Raw genomic sequence first — 19,417 nt, 5'->3', positions numbered from 1 at the left:
ATTCATATCATACAAAGAAAAATACTGTTAGCCAACTAAAACTAAGTCGTATTTTTATATATCATTACAAAGATAAGCAGATATGTATCCAAATAAAAAAATAAATCTTTACGCATAATTAAGACCATTCATGCGCTCTGATCATAAGATAATCCTTGTATCCGTGGTATTCGGAATCCTTTTCTGGCTCCTTGATTCTGTTTTAGACCACTATTTCTATTATGAGGGCTCTGTGCAGGAATTGATGATCACGGACATACCACCCCATGAGCTCTATGTCAGATCAATGGTCATAATCCTCTTTTTGATATCCGGCATCACACTTTCGCAAATGGTCAAACGACTCAATACAATAGGTGCCGGACTTGATGAAAAGGTGAAAGAACTTGAATGCCTCTACCAGATATCAGAGATAATAGGAGAGAACCATCCTATTGAAGATACGCTTAAAAGGATAGCAAACAGCATCATCTCCACATGGCAGTATCTGGACCTCACTGGTGTGCGTATAGTTATGGGAGAGATGCATGTACGTTCAGACCGTTTCACAGAGACCGGCGTCAGGCTGTCCCAGAATATAGTCGTTAACGGATGGCATGCAGGATTCATAGAGGTATGTTATTCCGAAGAGAATGCAGAGGCCGGGGAAAATTGTCTGCTGGATGAGGAAAAGAGCCTTCTGAACATTATCGCAGAGAGTATAGGACAGTTCAGTATACGTAAAAGATCCGAACAGGAACTCATGGAAAGTGCAACAGAACTCCGTGCACTGGTGAACACAATACCTGATCTTGTTTCATTGAAGGATGAAAATGGTATCTATATCGAATGCAATCCCAAATATGAAAGATTCCTTGGTGCGAAGAAAGAAGATATCATAGGAAAGAACGACTACGAACTTCTGGACAGGGAACTGGCAGATGCATTCAATGAGCAGGAAAAAGCTGTACTCGAAAAGGGTGAGATATCTGTAGATGAAAAAGAGATCATCTATGCTGACGGAGGAAAACGTGAGATCGTTGAGATCATCAGAGCCCCGATATACACTCCAAAAGGTTCGCTTATGGGCCTTCTGTTCATCGGCAGGGATGTCACAATACGCAAAGAAACGGAACTGGGTCTTTTCAAGGACAAGGAACTGGCCGAGGAATCCAGCGAAGTAAAAGGCAGGTTCCTTGCTAATATGAGCCATGAACTGCGAACACCCCTTAGTTCTATTATCGGTTTTTCAGATATCCTGGCTGAGAGGAATTTCGGAGAGCTCAACGAGGATCAAAGTAAATTCGTTCAAAATATCAGAACCAGTGGTGAGCACCTGCTGGAACTTATCAACAATATCCTTGATAATTCAAAGATCGAATCAGGACAGATGGAATTCGAGCCTGACAGATTTTTCCCGAAGGAACTTATCGATGAAGTATTCTCACTTATAGAACCAGTATCAGAAACCAGATCCATAGAGCTAAGATCAGATGTAGACCTTGATGGTGTGGAGATCTATGCTGACAGGATCAAGATGAAGCAGATAATGTATAACCTTCTGAGCAATGCTATCAAATTCACTCCTGAGAATGGAAGAATAGATATCAGTTCAAAACTGCTCGATGATAGTATACAGATATCCATATCAGACACTGGCATAGGAATTCCATCTGATAAGCAACACACCATCTTCGAGCCATATAAACAGGCCACATCCTCTTCTAACGGCCACTACAAAGGAACCGGACTTGGACTTGCCATCGTCAAACAGTTCGTAGAGATGCACGGAGGCCAGATCACGGTCGAGAGTGAAGAGGGCAAGGGTAGTACTTTTATTTTCACGATACCTGTTAAAATGTGATATCATTTTTCGTTCTACTTCTACTGCCAATGTGATGTATGCATTAAAAGCATCAACAAAAATCATTAAATATCGAAAAGATCAAAGAAGAGGGTGATACACATGGATTGTCTATTCTGCAAGATAGTTGCCGGTGAGATCCCGTCACATAAGGTATATGAGGACGACTTTGTCTATGCTTTTCTGGATATTTATCCCTGCTCTGAAGGACATACCATCGTTCTTCCGAAGAAGCACTTTGGCAGGTTCACCGATATGAATGAGGAAGAGGCAGCAGCACTCTTTAGCTCAGTGAACAAAATTGCCAGAACAGTAGAAAGTACACTTGGGCTTGAAGGAATGAACATAGGTATCAACAATGGGGAAATAGCGGGGCAGACAGTACCACACGTGCACGTCCATATCATACCAAGGCGTGCAGGGGATGGGGAAGGTAACATGCATACCATCGTAGAACTGCACCCTTCCACAGATAAGCTTCCTGAGCTGGCAGAAAAGATAAGCAATTCATTTGAATGAGAAAAAGCCGGTCATTCAGAAATGTGATCATATCATCATATCATTCCTTTATCACACTTATTTCAATAAACTACAGGAGAAATGAACTATGGCAGACGATGAACAGAAAGTACTCGACGCACTTAAAGATGCAGCAAAACCAATGAGACCTGGCGAGATCGCTGAAGCAACAGGACTTGAGAGCAAAGAGGTCAGCAAAATACTCAAGCAGCTCAAGAGCACAGATGCCGTCTGTACTCCAAAAAGGTGCTTCTACGCACACGTTGACTACGAGAAATCAGAAGAGTGAGCTTTTCACTCTTTACCCACATTTTTAATTCTATTTTTTATTTCTTTCTCTGGCTGTTCTACCTGATGATACAGCACATATCGAATATCGAACCCATCTCACTCACTGCTGATGACAGTGACAGTGACGTCTCTTGTCCTGGGACCATCCAGTTCTGCGAGGAAGATGCTCTGCCATGTGCCAAGCACTAGTGTCCCATTGACCACCGGTATCATCTCGCTGCTTCCAAGAAGGACGGCCTTCAGGTGGGAATCAGCATTATTGTCTATCCTGTCATGGGCATAGCCTGCATGTGACGGTACGAGCTTTTCCAGCATTTTCAGAATATCAGATACAAGACCTGACTCATTCTCGTTGACAATGACAGATGTTGTTGTATGCTTTGTGCTGACCACACATATACCATTGAGGATCCCGCTATCAGCAACCTCTTTCCTGACCATGTCAGTGATATCTATCAGCTCGGTCCTCTTTACTGTCCTGATCTCCATATGAATCACCATTCAGAGATTAACTCCCTGAGTATTAACCATGCCGGGAATTAGATACAGCATGGAACATTCCATGTCGATCGAAAAGAATAGATGATCCATGTACATAGCATTCACACAATGTTTTTGACTGGATAATAACAGAAAACACTATCGATCAATATGATCATCGGGAAAAGAAACAAAAATAAAAAGGAATGTCCCGGATAGAGATCCGGGTCAATTATTATAGGCTGGTCAGTGACCTTACTTCAGGGATTCAGTGAAGAGAACACTTGCTGTACTGTCACAGGCATTCTCGCTTGCATCGTACTCATAACCATCGAGCGTGACATCGGTCACTGTGAAGATGAAGCTGCCTGAAGGGTTCTTCAACTGACTTGACTGGAATGTTACAACACCGTTCTGGTCGGTCACGGCAGTGACACTTCCTGATACAAGACCGCTCCAGTCACCTGAGACCGTTGCACCGGAAACAGGATTATTGTCAGCGTCAACTACGGTAGCTGTTGAGGTTGCATATGCAAAGATATGTTTCTTTGCCTTTACAGTGTAAGTAGTGTCAACTGTAAGATCACTAAGATGCATTGTTACTACAGGATCTGCAACTGGATCAGTAACAGGGTCTTCTGTAGCAGGCACCTCTGTTGCAGGGTCTTCGGTAGCAGGGTCCTCTGTAGCAGGAGCCTGGTCGAGGTCTGAGACTGCTGCAAGAGCATTCACAAGTCCGTATCCATAATAAGTATCCTTACCTGCATCACCAATATCGGTAGCTGTGCTCTGGAGTCTTGCACGTACCTCTGCAGGGTCCCATGTGCCATCGTTATCAAGGTCAAGGGTAGTTCCTGATACATCAGTACTGAGAAGGAGAGCCACTACACCGGTCACGTGAGGTGTTGCCATGCTTGTACCGCTCTTGTATCCGTATGAAGAACCAGGCATTGTGGAGTATATGGATACACCAGGCGCTGCAAGTTCAACCTGTGAACCGTATGATGACCATGATGCCTTCACATCGTTCGAATCAGTTGCGGATACAGCGATAACTGAATCATATCCTGCAGGATAGATAACAGAGCCACCTGTGTTACCGGCTGCTGCAACAACTACAACACCACTGTTGTATGCATTGTCACATGCTGTTTTGAGTGTTGAGGAATATGAACCTCCAAGGCTCATTGTAATTACATCTGCATCATTGTTAACTGCCCAGTTGATGGATGCGATCAGGTCACTGTATGAAACTGAACCGGATGCGTCTGCTGCCTTAAGGGCATAGAAACCTGCATTAGGAGCAACTCCAAGGACACCTTCCTCATTGTCGATACCAAGGACGGTACCTGCGACGTGGGTTCCGTGGCTGTGGTCATCCATTGGATCATTATCACCGTTAACGTAATCATAACCACCAAGATAGTTGGCTGCAAGGTCAGGGTGAGTGTAATCGACACCTGTATCGATAACAGCTACCTTGACACCACTTCCGGTAATACCAAGGGCCTGGGCACCAGGTGCATTTACCCTGTCGATACCCCATGGAGTGGTCTCTGCTGTGATCTGAGCAATGCCATCAGGTTCTATAAGTTCGACATTCGGATTCTTAGAAAGAGCATCGATAGCCTTCTGAGGAAGCTCTGCAGCAATAGCGGAGACCACATCATACTCGTACTTGATATTACCACCATTGGCCTTTACAAGCTGGGCATCGGACTGACCTTTGAATTTAATAAGAACAGGGACTTTTTCATTATTGGACGATACAGCACTTGCCGGCGCCACCATAAAGGAAAGCAAAATAGACAAGATAAAGAATAACGTTATTGGTACTTTGTTCATCATATCACCAGTTTTTCATAAATAGGATCTGCACTAGCATAGCAGGTTAATGGACACGTATAAGTATGTTATGAAATTATCATGAACATTACATCAAAAATGAGATAGTAATAATACACTTACAATGTCACTAAATATAATAGTTGAATAAAAAAATGAATATTGAAGCCAATATTCATTCAAAGCTGGTAAGTCCTTCCATATCCAGCGTTGCAAAATAGTCTTCAATTGTTTCAGCTTTTCTTATCTGGACAAAACTTCCATCAGGTCTTAGAAGTATCTCTGCTGACCTCAGTTTTCCATTATAGTTGAAACCCATTGCATGACCATGTGCACCTGCATCATGAATTACAAGCACATCGCCTCTTGTAAGCTCAGGCAGAAGTCTGTCAATGGCGAACTTGTCATTGTTCTCACAGAGAGAGCCTGTAACATCATAGAGATGTGTAGCTTCTTCATTCTCCTTTCCAAGAACAGTTATGTGATGGTAAGCGCCATAGAGTGCAGGACGCATGAGATTTGCCATACATGCATCGGTACCGGCATAATCCTTGTAGATATGCTTCATATGACGGACACTGGTAACAAGGTAGCCATATGGTCCTGTGATAACCCTTCCACATTCCAGGAATATCTTCAAAGGATGAAGACCATTTGCCCTTATCGTCTCATCATATGCCTTGCTGACGCCTCTGGCGATGACATGGTAAGGCACCTGTTCCTGCTCAGGTCTGTATGGTATACCGATACCGCCTCCAAGGTTCACAAAGTCGAACTTGATATCAAGCTCCTTTGAAAGCTCAGCTATAAGCTCGAAAAGGATCTTTGCGGTCTCGATGAAATATTCAGGGTCAAGTTCATTGGAAGCCACCATTGTGTGCATACCGAACCTTTTGACACCCTTTTCCTTCATGACACGATAGCCTTCAAAGAGCTGCTCTCTTGTAAAACCGTACTTTGCCTCTTCCGGGTTACCGATGATAGCATTCCCTTCCTTAAGTGGACCGGGATTGTAGCGGCAGCAGACGATCTCAGGCAGGCCGGCAGTCTCTTCAAGATATTCTATGTGGCTGATATCATCCAGGTTGATGATCGCTCCCAGTTCCTTTGCCTTGATGAACTCCTCTGCCGGAGTGTCATTGGAACTGAACATTATGTTCTCGCCAACTATGCCCGTCTTTTCCGCAAGCAGAAGTTCAGGCAAGGAACTACAATCAGCACCAAAGCCCTCGGCCTTGAGCAACTTCATGATATAAGGATTAGGTAATGCTTTTACTGCAAAATATTCCTTGAAACCATTAACATCTCTGAAGGCTTCCTTCAGCTTCCTTGCATTCTCGATGATCGCTTTCTCATCATATACATGGAATGGGGTTGGGTACTTTTCGATTATCTCTGTTATCTTTTCCTGTGTGAATGGAAGTGTTTTTGACACCATTGATCTCCCTCATTTTGATCTAATATATAGTTCTGGTTCTCTTAAACTCGGTACACAAATAAATAGTTGATCGGCCAGCTTAGATCATCATTAATAACACATGTCTTCTGAATGTGATTTTAGAACAGAGCTTACAACCTTTTATTTTTTAGAACGCAGGATATTTATAGTGCTTGTTCGCATAATATAGAACGATTAAGAATATATGATAATTTAAGATTTCAATGAAAGTGTATGAACACAGGTCTTGGAAAAAGAGGACGTAGAAATGAACGACAAAGATCATTACTCCAGTGATGATGACTCGCAAGATAAGATAACCAGCATTGATGAACTGATAGAGCACATTATGGAAATGTTCGCAAATAATATTGGTGAAAATGATGGAAAACCAGTGATACAGGGCTTTACAATTATCAACCAGCCAGGGAAAAAGCCATTTTTCTTTGGTTTCAAGGGACAGGGAGAGCCTGGATCAGTGGAATATGAAGATGAGGGCGAGGGAGATTTCTATATCTTTAACCAGGAACCTTTCATCGATGTCTCTGAGGCCGAAGATCAGGTGATCCTGCTTGCAGACCTTGGGGTAGAGGAAGAAGAGATAGAGTATTATCCATATGCTTCACACGTAGAACTCTCTGTCATAACTTCCGATACAGGATATTCCCGTGTCATTGACCTGCCATGTGACGTTGACCCTGAGAGCATGGTCGCAAGTTACAGGAACGGAGTACTCGAGCTTACTTTCCTTCGTGCTGCCGCAACAGAATAAGCAGCACATCTTACCTTTTTCTTATTTATAACAAGTTGCTTTTCTGATAGGTCTGCTGAGATCAGGATCTTTTTTGTCTTTTCTTTATCTTTAGGCTTTACCATGCATTCCCGCACAGGACCTCAAAATGGTAAGGGTCAAATACTTGAACCCTGTTGTCAGATTAAGCAAAAAACAGGGAAAGATCACAATGATAAAGATAGTCAAAGCAGACGAAAGACATCTTGTTAATAACGACTCACAGAACAGTTACTGGCTTTTCTCATATTCGGACTACCTGGATATGAAGAACACACATTTCGGTGACCTGAAGGTATTCAATGATGATACACTGAAAGCAGGAAAAGCATTCAGTACAGAATCCGTCAACGATAAAGAGATCATCACCATAGTCCTTGAAGGAGAACTTACCCATGAGGACAGTACAGGAACAAAAGATGTTCTCAAATCCGGTGATGTACAGGTACTCTCAACAGGCACTGGTGTTTCTTTCTCAGGAATGAACCTCACAGGCAATGATACACATCTCTGCAGGATGTGGATCGATCCATTAATGCAGAACATGAAACCTGCATGCAGAAAAGAGAACTTTGACATGGATGCACGGAAGAATGAGCTTGTTGCTATAGCAGGTCAGGGTTATCCTGGTGCTGTCAAACTACGTGCAAATTCAACTGTCTTCATGACAAAACTGGAAGAAGGTAAGACCGTGGACATTCTGTCCGACATTTCCAGATACATATTCATCTATGTTATCGAAGGCGTGATAGATGTCTGCGGAGAGAAACTTGATAAGAACGACCAGATACGCATTAACCAGAATGAAGAGGTCATCATCAAAGCAGATGCTGATGCGCTCTTTGTCCTTGTGGATGCCGCTGGGAACTATTAAGAGCAGGTGACTTGATGGGTGACCTTACAAAAATGCCAAATATAGGCAAAAAGGTCGAAGAACAACTTTTAGAGGCCGGAGTGGAGACACCGGCCGACCTCATTGAACTTGGAAGCAGGAAGACCTTTGAAAGACTTCTGATAATAGATGAAAGTTCCTGTATTAACAAGCTCTATGCTCTTGAAGGAGCAATTCAGGGTATACGCTGGCATCATCTTCCTGAAGAAGAAAAGAAAGCTCTTAAAGAGTATTATCTTTCTCTGAAGTGATCTGACAGGTACTCGAATACCTCGCCAAGATCATCATATCTCAGGTATGCATGACCATCCAGAGGTGTTTCCATATTATTTACTATCACAAGTTTTCCTCCTCCTTTTAGTGCCAGCATTGGAAGTGTAGCAGCCGGATGAACTACCAGTGAAGAACCAATGACCACGAAAAGGTCTGCCTTTGCGCTTGCATCCATAGCCCTTGTAAAAGCATCCTGGTCCAGCATCTCACCAAAAAATGTGATATCAGGTTTGATCAGACCACCACATTCACTACAATAAGGAACTTCTTCATCTTTCAGGATCTCACGAACATCATCATAGGAATACTTCAGGTCACATGAAAGACACTTATGAATGGAAGGTGAACCATGTACCTCGATAACATTGACCGAGCCCGCCTTCTGATGAAGAAGGTCTATATTCTGAGTGATGAGAGCCTGGATATATCCTTCTTTCTCAAGGAAAGCAAGGGTCTTATGGATGATATTGGGTTCTTTGCTGTCAAGGTTGTAGATGAAGTCCCTGGCATGTGTGTAGAAATAAGCAGGGTCATTATAGAAACAGTCGATATCGAATATCCTGTTGGCATCGAACTTTTTGTATATACCATTACTTCCTCTGAAATCAGGAATACCTGAAAGAGTAGATATACCGGCCCCACTCAGAAAAACAGTGTTCTTTGAACTTTTCAGGAGATCGACCAACCTTTCCATAATAATATTTTACATTTCAGACTTATATATTACTTCGCATCCCCACAAAAAAGGGCATTTGATATTCATTCTAAATAAAAAGATGACGGACGGATCTTTAACAGATATTAAAATAAACATACGCCACATAAATTTTTTAATTTATTCCCCATAAAATATACATATTCCATATTGTTTTAAACAAATTTATATACTAAAAAGAAAAAGTGGAGCATAAATTCATTATAATGTTGAGGCGCATCTGCATTTATACATTGTATCATAGTGATGAAAAATGAAAAACAAGGTCAAGAGCAAACTCTCACTGGTATCCATTCTCTTCTTTGCGATCCTCGCCATCATTTTTTTACATATATATACCAGCCCGGATGCACGAAGACCTGAGTGTATATTCTTCCTTGTAGTCCTTACAGGCTTCATTCTCATGCATACCCTGATGGTTAAAAGTTTAAAAAAAGAACTTGAGACCGAGGTAAAGAAGAATGAGATCTCACATGAGAATCTATTGTTAAAATACAGGGTTGAGAGTACATTATCACAGATATCCTCTTTACTTGCGTTCTCAGACGATCTTGATGAAAAGATAAATGGATCCCTGAAACTCCTCGGAAACATGTGCAATGCAGACCGTGCATATGTTTTCAGGTTCCAGACCAACAATGACCTCGTAGACAATACACATGAATGGTGTGCCGATGGAGTGGGATCCCAGAAAGATCATCTTCAGGATCTGCCAAGGTCCATGTACAAGTGGTGGACTGACAAACTTTACAATGATGAGATAATCCACATCAAAGACCTTGATGAATTACCAGCTGAAGCTGAACCTGAGAAAGAACTACTTGCAGGGCAGGCTATCAGATCGCTCATAGTCCTTCCTTTCAAGATAGAAGGAGAACTTGCTGGCTTTATCGGATTCGATAATATTCAGGATACCGGTGGCTGGGATGAAAGTGATATTGAGGCTCTGCGTACCTTTTCTAACATGCTGGGGCTGGCTTTCAGGAAAAAGGCAGTTGCAGAGGAACTGGATGTTGAAAGACAGCAATTGCTGTCAGTATTTGACAGTATAGATGACCCTATCTACGTCTCTGACCCGCATAACCACGAGATCCTCTATGTGAACAAGTTCATGAGCAAGATACTGGAAAAAGATGTCGTTGGCCGTAAATGTTATGAGATAATGCAAGGTGCTGAAGAACCCTGTGATTTCTGCACGAATCCCATCATCCTGGAGAACAGGAACAAGGCATACAAGTGGGAATACCATAATCCAATAGCATCACGGGACTATCTTATATCCGACAGGATCATCAAATGGCCGGATGGGCGTGATGCCCGCCTGGAGATAGCTCATGATATCACAGAGATAAAAGAAAAAGAAAGAGAATTGAAGAAGAACGAGGAGAACTTCAAGAAGCTCATTGACAGCTCACCTTTACCAATTGCAATAATGGATTCCGAGGGTAGCTTCGAATATATAAATAACAAGCTTACAGAGATGCTGGGCTATACCATAGAGGACATACCTACCATCGATGAGTGGTGGATGAACGCCTATCCAGATCCCGCATCCAGAAAGATCGTTAAAGATAACTGGACAAATGTGTTCAGAACAAAGGACACAGGCCTTAGCGGTGAATGGAACCTGACATGCAGGGATGGAACCCTGAGACAGGTAGCATTCTATTTCACCAAGACCGAGAACGGTGTTATATTCATCCTCAATGATCTGACAGAGCTTAAAAGAGCAGAAGAAGCCCTGCTTCTGGATGAATCATGTCTAGAGACACTTCATGAACTAAGCCAGATGAACATACTCGAGATCGATGAGATCAAATCATTTGCGCTGGAAGAATGTATGAAACTTACAGAAAGCAGTGCTGGTTTCCTTGGTTTCTTCGATGAGGAGAACAACAGGCTCACCACGGATGTAAGTCCTGCAGACCTGTTATCAGCTAATGACATAAATGAAGAGATATTCCTGTCCCTGCTTGAGAACACAAGTATGTGGCCTAAGTTCTACCAGGGCAAGAAAACAGTTGTCATCCACGGACCTATGGAAGACATATATTCTTCTGATCGTGCCTTTTTCTGGAAACTGTCCATTGGTTCCTTCCTTGCGGTACCCATACTGAATGAAGATGATGTTGTGGGATTTGCGGCCATGGCGAACAAGGAAAGAGAATACACAGTTTCGGATGCCAGACAACTTGCGATAATCACACAGATGGTAGCAGGAATGATATTGCTCAAGAGATCTGAGGATGAACTGAAAAAGTACAATCAAAAGCTCAGGGAGATCAATACTGAACTTTCAAGAGCTAATGACGAACTTCATTCACTTGATGAGATGAAGAACAACTTCCTTTCCACGATTAGCCATGAACTAAAGACCCCTCTGATATCCATAATGGGTTTCAGCGAACTTGTAGGTGACGAGATCCTCGGACCACTCAACAATGAACAGAAAAGGGCGATGAACGTTGTCAATAGTAATTCTACCCAGTTGAAACGTCTGATAGAATCCCTTCTTTTCATGAGCTCTCTTGGAGCAAAGAACTTCAGTTACGATTTCAGTACCATACCGATCAAACCCATAATAGAGAACTCACTTTCGGTCATAGCCATGGAGAACAAGGACAAGATGCTCACTGTAAATACTGATCTTCCTGATGAGCTCTATTTTATCAGCGGAGATCCCAACTATCTCAGCGAGTTGTTCATCCACCTTCTGGATAATGCTTTCAAGTTCACACAATCCAATGGAAGAATAGACATTCGCGGACATAATGAAGGGAACAGCATCCACGTTGTCATTGAAGATACCGGCATAGGTATCCCTGAGACAAAGATACTCAGGACCTTTGATAGCTTCTACCAGCTTGATGGTTCCCTCACAAGGAGGTACGGAGGAGCAGGCATCGGTCTCAATATCTGTAAAAGGATAGCAGAGGATCACGGTGGAACTCTATGGATAGAGAGTGTAGAAGGAGTAGGAACAAAGGTCCATGTCAAACTCCCTGCAAAAAAGAAAACACCCCGATCTAATCCTTCAGGATCATCATAGGATTCCCTACACCGACAATTGTCACCCTTGTCTCAAGAGGAGGATGTGACCAGTTATCAGGCGATGTCGTCTTTTTTGAAACAGATATCTTAGTATCCTGTTCCAGTATACCGCAACGGCTCTCGTAATCAAGTACAAGCTCTTTACCAAGACCTGTAGCGAATTCAACTGCATCTCCATATCTCTGGAAACGCTCCCTGCCAACCGGAGAGAATACAAGGAAATCCTCATCAGGATTCTCTATTGATGCAGGCATTATCATGATCTCGATCCTTTTGACACCTTTTCCTGCAAGAGCCCCTACAGCATTACCCACATCTGCGAATTCCGGTACTACAACATCTGCCTCGATAAGGGACCGCAGTTCACTTCCATATGCCTGTGAAGGTCCTCCTAGAAGAACGACCGGCAATTCAACTTTGAACTTTGCGGGATATTCATGGCTCAACAGGTCTGCTATCATACCCGAAGGATGATGTGGGAGTATGTAGGACATAAGGTCTGCTGCCATGTTCTTTGCAACTAGTTCTCTCACATGTGTACAGAGATCATACTTTCCTTTGGTAACATATCTTGCAAGGTTCATTGCACCTGTCTCAGAAGCATCAACATCCCATTTGGTATACACTCCAAGCACATGCAGAGCATCGGTAGGTGTGAAGCCTATTCCCTGAATAAGTCTTTTCTGAACGAGGGAGTCAAAGACATTTGTAGCAACTGTTCTGTTAAGCATACCGGACAGCTCTACAGCCGATACCGGGTCACTGCCCATGAAAGAAAGAACTTCCTTTTCATCCTTATCAAGGTCCGAAGCCTCATAATCGCTCCTGACAAAGAACTTGGTAGGCTGATAGTTCTCGTCCATTAGATTTCTGGATATCACCTTGCTTCTTTTGAGCTTGTTAGAAAGGTCAGGATACATCTTAGATGCAACACATAGAGGAATTACCCTTCTGGGACCAACATGGACCTTGCTTTCAGTTACCCATATGTGACTGTCACCACCTGTTGCAGAGGTTTCCATCTTCATTGCCCTTACACGGGTCTTCCAGCCACCTACGGTCGCACCTGAGGAACTTATTTCCGGGACACCATTGTACAACATGGAAACATCAGTACTTGTGCCTCCAATATCTATCACAGCACATGTTTCCATCTTTGAGAGATAGGAAGCTCCGAGAAGACTTGCAGCAGGTCCGGAGAATATGGTCTCTATTGGTCTTTCCAGTGCATCTTCAAGGTTATAGACAGAACCATCACATTTGAGCATGAGAAGACGGGCTTCAATTCCACGGCCTCTGATATCTTTAACAACTGAATTGACGAACTGGTACGTTATAGGGATCAGCTGGGCATTCAGGACAGCGGTCACAGCCCTTTCGTATGCACCGAGTTCCTGGGAAAGCTCATGTCCACAGACCACCGGCATTCCGGTCTTTTCCATAATGAACTCTTTTACCTTCAGTTCATGTTCAGGATTACGAACACCAAAATAAGCAGAAACTGCATACGCAGATACCTTTGATCTTGTAGTTTCAATGAAATCCTCCACTGAACAGATGTCAAGTTCACAGGCTTCATCACCCCTGGTATCATGTCCACCTTCAACACACATCATGTACTGTGTGGGAAACTCGGTCTGGGCCGGCTTCTCACCTACTATGATAAGACCAACATTAGTTCCGGTCCCCTCCAGAAGAGAATTTGTTGAAAGTGTGGTCGAAACCGACACAAGATTAACACTCTTTAGTATTTCCTGATCAAGTGAATACAGAACGTTCTTTATTCCTACCTGAAGGTCAGGATATGTTGTAAAAGCTTTCTTTGAATCCACGATGGCTCCGTCTGAGCCTCTTATAAGTACTGCATCTGTATATGTCCCACCAGCATCGATACCAAGACCAAAGTGCATTTCTTATCACCCGTTTTAAAGAAATTGTACTACATATATATACAATGATGGTGAGCTATTTAAGCATATTCGCTTCAATAATTTTTTAAATACTTCCTGCATATTAGATACTGGGTTACAGTAGATGCAAGTAGATCATATAGAAACAGTTCTGCCATGTATAGCAGATCCATGGAAGTTGAGGATAATTGCACATCTCGATGAAGAACCTGACCTTGTGCTCCTGTCAAAATACCTTGATGGGAAATACTCTGAGAATCTGGGTATGGTCGTTGTGAAAAGCGGAATAAAAGAAATGAACTTCTTCCGCAATGGCCAGGTCACTATAAGGATGGTGGATTCTGAGCAGGAAGCAAGCGATCTCGTCAATGGCCTGTTGTCAATGGCATATCATAAAGCAATGATCTCCGGCGATATCTGATACAAAACATTGATAATTCATTATCAGTTGAATACCAACTATAAATGTTAATGATAAATCAATACTTTTTTAACTTAACATATCATAAGCCATAGAACACGTTTTGACAATGAGGAAAAAAGATGGCAGAAAAGAACATATTGGGTAATAAGATACGCCAGATACGTGAAACAAAAGAGATGTCCGTGGAAGAGCTTGCAGCCAGCAGCAACACAAGTACCGAACTCATAGAACAACTTGAAGATGGTGCACTTGTACCTTCACTGACACCATTGATGCAGATCGCAAGGGCACTAGGAGTACGTCTTGGGACTTTCCTTGATGATGCACCTCAGAGCGGACCTGTAGTTACAAAAAGTGGCGGATCAGGTAAAGTTGTCCGTTTCTCCGGAAACTGCGATCCATGTGAAAAGAGCACACTTGACTTCTTCTCACTTGCTGCTGATAAAGCAGACAGGCACATGGAACCTTTCATCATAGATGTACACCCAGCACAGTCCGGTGAAGCAAAGCAGTCATCACATGAAGGAGAGGAGTTCATATACGTCCTCAACGGTCAGATAGAGATCCTTTACGGAAAGGACAGCTTCACACTTTCAACAGGAGACAGCATCTACTATGATTCCATTGTCCCTCATCATGTTCATGCAGTAGACAGTGAAGCAAAGATACTGGCAGTCGTATACGCACCTTACTAAGAAGAAGATCAATATGTTCAAAACAACTGTTACTCCAAGATTCGGCGACATTGATGGATTGAAACACGCTAACAACATTGCCATTGCCATATGGTTCGAACAGGCACGTAACCCTGTTTTCAGGCTATTTACCCCTGACCTTGACCTGAGCTATGAGAACTGGAAGCTCATCATGGCAAGGACAGAATATGATTACGTAGGAGAGATGTTCTACGGATCCGATGTCGAGATAATCACCTATGTCTCAAGGATAGGGAACTCCTCTTTTGTGGTCACACAGGAAGCATGGCAGAACGGAAGAAAGGGGGCAATTGGCAGGTCTACCATAGTCCATTACGATTTCATCAATCAGAGATCAGCCCCAATACCTGATGACATAAGAAAAGAACTCGGAGAACACCTTCAGGAAGAGAGTGATAGTTGTAAATAAGACCCATGGAGATTTATCATGCCTTTTACAAATGATACAGTTGGTGACTTCTTTGAGAAACAGGTTATGAAAGACCCGAACAGAGAGTTTCTGGTCTATCCTGACAGGGATCTGAGATTCACCTACAAGGAATTCGATGAACGCGTCAATATGCTGGCCAAAGGCCTGCTGGAAATTGGTATAGGAAAAGGTGACCATGTAGGTATATGGGCTACCAATGTACCTGACTGGCTGACCTTCCTTTTTGCCACAGCGAAGATAGGTGCGGTCTTCGTTACAGTGAACACCGCCTACAAGATCCACGAAGTTGAGTATGTGATGAAACAGGCGGACCTGAAGGCCATTGCCATAATCGATGGTTTCAGGGATGTAAGTTACCTTGAGACAATCTATGAGCTTGTTCCTGAACTTAAGACCCAGAGCCGTGGAAGCCTTAAGAGCGAGAATTTCCCACACCTTAAGAATGTTATTTTCATCGGACAGGAAAAGCACAGGGGAATGTACAGTACAAGAGAGCTCTTCCTGCTTGGACAGCACAGCGATGATGAGCAGATCAGAAGCATCATGAAGACACTGGACAAGGATGATGTCATCAATATGCAATACACTTCCGGGACCACTGGCTTCCCAAAAGGTGTCATGCTCACACATTACAATATAGTTAACAATGGATACTATATCGGAGAAAGACAAAAGTTCACCGAGAAGGACAGGCTCTGTCTGCCAGTACCGCTCTTCCACTGTTTCGGCATAGTGCTTGGAGTGATGGCAACCCTGACCCATAGAGGAACGCTTGTACTGCTTGAGCTCTTCGACCCACTAATGGTACTGGCAGCGGTACAGAAAGAGAAGTGTACAGCACTTTACGGTGTGCCGACAATGTTCATTGCAGAGTTCAGCCACCCGATGTTCAAGATGTTCGACCTTTCCTCATTGAGGACCGGTATCATGGCAGGTTCACCATGTCCGATCGAGGCAATGAAACGTGTTATCGATGATATGCACTGTAAGGACATAACTATCGCATACGGACTCACCGAAGCTTCACCTGTGTTCACCCAGACAAGTACTGATGATGCCATTGACCGCCGTGTAAGTACAGTTGGTACTGCTATGCCTGAGATAGATGTCAAGATCGTGGACCCTGAGACAGGGGAAACCGTAGGACCGAATGAACAGGGAGAGATCTGCTGCCGTGGTTACAATGTCATGAAAGGATACTACAAGATGCCTGAAATGACAGAACTTGCTATCGACAAGGACGGATGGCTTCACAGTGGTGACCTTGCAACAGTTGATGAAGATGGATACTACAAGATCACAGGCCGTATCAAGGACATGATAATCCGTGGTGGAGAGAACATCTATCCAAGGGAGATAGAGGAATTCCTTTTCACCATGCCAGGTGTCAAGAGTGCTCAGGTAGTTGGTATCCCTGATGAGAAATATGGTGAGATAGTAGGTGCATTCATAGTGACAGATGAAGGTACTGATCTCACTGAAGAAGATGTCAGGGACTACAGTCTTTCAAAGATCGCACGTTATAAGGTACCAAAACATGTCTTCTTCATTGATGACTATCCGCTTACTGCAAGTGGAAAAGTACAGAAGTTCAAGCTAAGGGATATGGCAGTAGAGCTTCTGGAAAAAAGGAATGAAGAACAGGTATAAACTTAAAAATAAAAATAGTATGATGATGTGTAACTCACATCATCCTCTTTTTCTGTCTGTAAGTGACTGCCAGTAGTCCAACGGCTGCGAGCAGACCGGTGAATCCAGGTATTCCTGTACTCTCAGTCTCTTCAGTTTTCTCCGGGAGCATGCTATACCCCTCATACTCTTCATAGACAGCTATTGATGTACCAAGGAAAGCAGTATCATTGGTGTAATAATCCTGTAGTTCCTCGAGCAATGTCTGTACATCTGCATCTGTCATGAAGTCCTCAGTAACTGATATACCGATCAGGGCCTTTCCATCAGATACCCTTATCTCACCCATTCTGGAAGCAACCGAATCGATCACATCATCTTTGGCATCAGGGTTCTCCCCTTCAAGAGAATAGGTCTGAAGGATTATGAGGTCCGCAGTCTCTGCGATCTCAGATACATCGGTCTGTGTATATGATGCAGGCATATCAACAGCAATCGCAAGCTCACTACCTGTCATCTCACGGACATCTTCCAGAAGCATCAGATTGAGTGCACATGCCTCTCCAAGGTCCTCGCTGCATGGATCAAGGGCAATGTCAACACCATCGAAAGCCGAGAGTGATTTCTCGTTGTAGTCAAGGACCTGTTCCAGTACACCCTTCACATATACGGAATTATCCTCATCCGACTCGCTCTTAGGGTCATTGAATATCATTGCATAGACCTGCATGTCATTATCATGAGCTGTCTTGACAAACCTTTCAAGGTTCCATACATCATCACCATCTGTGAGCAACATGATAGTGTTAAGTCCACTGTCCTTGAGCTCAGCTACGGTATCATCATCATAGTCTGTTGAATTGAAGATACGAATAGCACTTATCAGACCACTGGCAGGAGTTATATTGATCCTCACAGGCTCTGCCTCTGCTACAGTCTCATCCTCATCTGCCATGGTACTTGTGAACATCACTGAAGGTTCAGGATAAACGAATTTACGCACATAGGCATAGTCAATAGATGAAGAACCAGTATTGTCAGATACATCAGAATAGGTGCCTGTGTAGTAATATGCCTTCATGTCAGTGACAGGAATGTAATTATCCTCTTCTGTGGACTCAAGGTCCATCTTACTGTCCCTGACACCGTTCTTATACCAGGCGACCTTTCCCAGTTCATCTTCCATGTACCAGGCAACACCGATAGTATACCAGTCACCCTCGGTCACGTCGATATTTGTCAGGTCCTTAGGGTAATAACGTGAATCACTCTTGTCATTTTCAAGTACCCATGTCACCTTTGTCTCATTCTCAAGTTCGCTGCTGGTCAGTATCTGGTTCTTGGTCTCTCTTTGAGGATCCACAAAACCCTGCATCAGTACAGGACCACGAGTATCAGTACCAGTTGTTGTTTTCTTCCTCTTGACAACGAACATAGAGTTCACAGAGAACTCATCCTTGGATTTGATGGTTGCAACGTCCTCAGGATGGAATTTTGGCACTATTAAAGTGCATACACCGGCAGTGACTTTAATATCACTTCCTCCGTTTGTGAAGCTCTCCCAGTTACCAAAGAGACCTGAACTGCCAAAATCATCATATAGATCAAAAGTTGCCGGTCCGCTGCTGATATCCGCTGCCTCAGGATTACCATAATACATTGTTATCTTTGCAGTACCATCAGCTGAAATGGAAGGTACCTCCACCCATACGACAGCTTCCTCCTTTTTGGTATTCCATTCCTCTACCCAGTGTTGTAACTGCTTGTCACCGGATGTGAAACGCAGGTCCTCTCCACCTGAACGAGCAACAGAGAAGTCAAAGTTAGAACTGTTGAGGATAACAGGGATCTGATAGTTCACCAGAGCATTCCCGGAATTCTCCTCAATAAATATCTCTTCAGAATAGTTCCATTCCCCACCACCGGAATAGGTCAATGCTGCGCATGTCTGCACAAGTGATATGCATGCGATAAACAATATCGTGATATAGATAATTCTTTTAAACACCGATCTGACACCTTCTTTTAGGTTTTACCACCATTCACATTCTGATCTCTTGCTAATTATCTGCGATCAGAGATTATAAATATTGTGCACTTGAAAAAAAGCCAGCACATCACACGGATCCATATGCATCAAATAATTATTTGATATCTATTTCGAGCACAAT

17 protein-coding genes are annotated in these 19,417 nt (G+C 43.2%); 11 read left to right on the top strand and 6 right to left on the bottom strand.

Going from position 1 to position 19,417, the window contains the following annotated elements:
- The first annotated feature begins 130 nt into the window (after positions 1–130).
- From BM008_RS03440 to BM008_RS03430, 3 genes are all read left to right on the top strand, one after another.
- Positions 131–1,843, top strand: a complete 1,713-nt coding sequence (locus BM008_RS03440; protein ID WP_091933204.1) for a PAS domain-containing sensor histidine kinase — start codon at positions 131–133, stop codon at positions 1,841–1,843.
- Positions 1,844–1,945: 102 nt separating this feature from the next.
- Positions 1,946–2,362 (top strand): HIT family protein, encoded by a 417-nt coding sequence (locus BM008_RS03435; RefSeq protein WP_091933202.1) that lies wholly within the window; start codon positions 1,946–1,948, stop codon positions 2,360–2,362.
- A gap of 88 nt (positions 2,363–2,450) precedes the next feature.
- Complete coding sequence (locus tag BM008_RS03430; RefSeq protein ID WP_091933199.1) at positions 2,451–2,651, top strand: helix-turn-helix domain-containing protein; 201 nt, start codon at positions 2,451–2,453, stop codon at positions 2,649–2,651.
- 98 nt (positions 2,652–2,749) lie between these two features.
- On the opposite strand, the gene BM008_RS03425 is transcribed toward BM008_RS03430, so the two are convergent.
- From BM008_RS03425 to BM008_RS03415, 3 genes are all read right to left on the bottom strand, one after another.
- Complete coding sequence (locus BM008_RS03425; protein ID WP_091933196.1) at positions 2,750–3,142, bottom strand: secondary thiamine-phosphate synthase enzyme YjbQ; 393 nt, start codon at positions 3,140–3,142, stop codon at positions 2,750–2,752.
- A 246-nt stretch (positions 3,143–3,388) separates the two neighbouring features.
- Positions 3,389–4,924 carry a S8 family serine peptidase gene (locus BM008_RS03420; RefSeq protein ID WP_245747842.1) on the bottom strand — a complete coding sequence of 512 codons (1,536 nt, stop codon included), beginning with the start codon at positions 4,922–4,924 and terminating at the stop codon, positions 3,389–3,391.
- A 229-nt stretch (positions 4,925–5,153) separates the two neighbouring features.
- Positions 5,154–6,416: a diaminopimelate decarboxylase gene (locus tag BM008_RS03415; RefSeq protein ID WP_091933191.1), complete on the bottom strand. Its 1,263-nt coding sequence runs from the start codon at positions 6,414–6,416 to the stop codon at positions 5,154–5,156.
- A gap of 268 nt (positions 6,417–6,684) precedes the next feature.
- Between BM008_RS03415 and BM008_RS03410 the strand changes: the two genes are divergently transcribed.
- The 3 genes from BM008_RS03410 to BM008_RS03400 all read left to right on the top strand — a co-directional run bounded on the left by BM008_RS03410 (position 6,685) and on the right by BM008_RS03400 (position 8,349).
- Entirely contained in the window at positions 6,685–7,188 is a 504-nt protein-coding gene (locus tag BM008_RS03410) for an Hsp20/alpha crystallin family protein (RefSeq protein WP_091933188.1), read from the top strand.
- A 127-nt stretch (positions 7,189–7,315) separates the two neighbouring features.
- A complete protein-coding gene (locus tag BM008_RS03405; RefSeq protein ID WP_091933185.1) occupies positions 7,316–8,080 on the top strand; it encodes a pirin family protein in 765 nt (254 codons plus the stop codon).
- A gap of 14 nt (positions 8,081–8,094) precedes the next feature.
- Positions 8,095–8,349, top strand: coding sequence for a TfoX/Sxy family protein (locus tag BM008_RS03400; protein ID WP_091933182.1), 255 nt, complete (start codon positions 8,095–8,097; stop codon positions 8,347–8,349).
- Here BM008_RS03400 and BM008_RS03395 read toward each other — a convergent pair.
- The gene (locus BM008_RS03395) at positions 8,331–9,065 is read right to left on the bottom strand and encodes an SIR2 family NAD-dependent protein deacylase (RefSeq protein WP_091933179.1); all 735 of its coding nucleotides are present in this window, start codon (positions 9,063–9,065) and stop codon (positions 8,331–8,333) included. The genes BM008_RS03400 and BM008_RS03395 overlap by 19 nt on opposite strands.
- 274 nt (positions 9,066–9,339) lie before the next feature.
- Here BM008_RS03395 and BM008_RS03390 point away from each other — a divergent pair, with 274 nt between their 5' ends.
- Positions 9,340–12,135 carry an ATP-binding protein gene (locus BM008_RS03390; RefSeq protein ID WP_091933176.1) on the top strand — a complete coding sequence of 932 codons (2,796 nt, stop codon included), beginning with the start codon at positions 9,340–9,342 and terminating at the stop codon, positions 12,133–12,135.
- On the opposite strand, the gene BM008_RS03385 is transcribed toward BM008_RS03390, so the two are convergent.
- Complete coding sequence (locus BM008_RS03385; RefSeq protein WP_091933173.1) at positions 12,113–14,047, bottom strand: hydantoinase/oxoprolinase family protein; 1,935 nt, start codon at positions 14,045–14,047, stop codon at positions 12,113–12,115. The genes BM008_RS03390 and BM008_RS03385 overlap by 23 nt on opposite strands.
- 124 nt (positions 14,048–14,171) lie before the next feature.
- Here BM008_RS03385 and BM008_RS03380 point away from each other — a divergent pair, with 124 nt between their 5' ends.
- From BM008_RS03380 to BM008_RS03365, 4 genes are all read left to right on the top strand, one after another.
- Positions 14,172–14,468: a hypothetical protein gene (locus BM008_RS03380; protein WP_091933170.1), complete on the top strand. Its 297-nt coding sequence runs from the start codon at positions 14,172–14,174 to the stop codon at positions 14,466–14,468.
- A 122-nt stretch (positions 14,469–14,590) separates the two neighbouring features.
- The gene (locus BM008_RS03375) at positions 14,591–15,166 is read left to right on the top strand and encodes a helix-turn-helix domain-containing protein (protein ID WP_091933168.1); all 576 of its coding nucleotides are present in this window, start codon (positions 14,591–14,593) and stop codon (positions 15,164–15,166) included.
- A gap of 13 nt (positions 15,167–15,179) precedes the next feature.
- A complete protein-coding gene (locus tag BM008_RS03370) occupies positions 15,180–15,596 on the top strand; it encodes an acyl-CoA thioesterase (RefSeq protein ID WP_091933165.1) in 417 nt (138 codons plus the stop codon).
- Positions 15,597–15,614: 18 nt separating this feature from the next.
- Positions 15,615–17,267 carry an AMP-binding protein gene (locus BM008_RS03365; protein ID WP_091933162.1) on the top strand — a complete coding sequence of 551 codons (1,653 nt, stop codon included), beginning with the start codon at positions 15,615–15,617 and terminating at the stop codon, positions 17,265–17,267.
- 34 nt (positions 17,268–17,301) lie between these two features.
- On the opposite strand, the gene BM008_RS03360 is transcribed toward BM008_RS03365, so the two are convergent.
- Positions 17,302–19,254 carry a DUF2341 domain-containing protein gene (locus BM008_RS03360; RefSeq protein WP_091933159.1) on the bottom strand — a complete coding sequence of 651 codons (1,953 nt, stop codon included), beginning with the start codon at positions 19,252–19,254 and terminating at the stop codon, positions 17,302–17,304.
- Between the last annotated feature and the right edge of the window lie 163 nt (positions 19,255–19,417).

The organism is Methanolobus profundi, from assembly GCF_900114835.1.
GTDB classification, from domain to species: Archaea; Halobacteriota; Methanosarcinia; order Methanosarcinales; family Methanosarcinaceae; genus Methanolobus; species Methanolobus profundi.
This window is presented reverse-complemented; position numbering and strand designations above follow the sequence as displayed.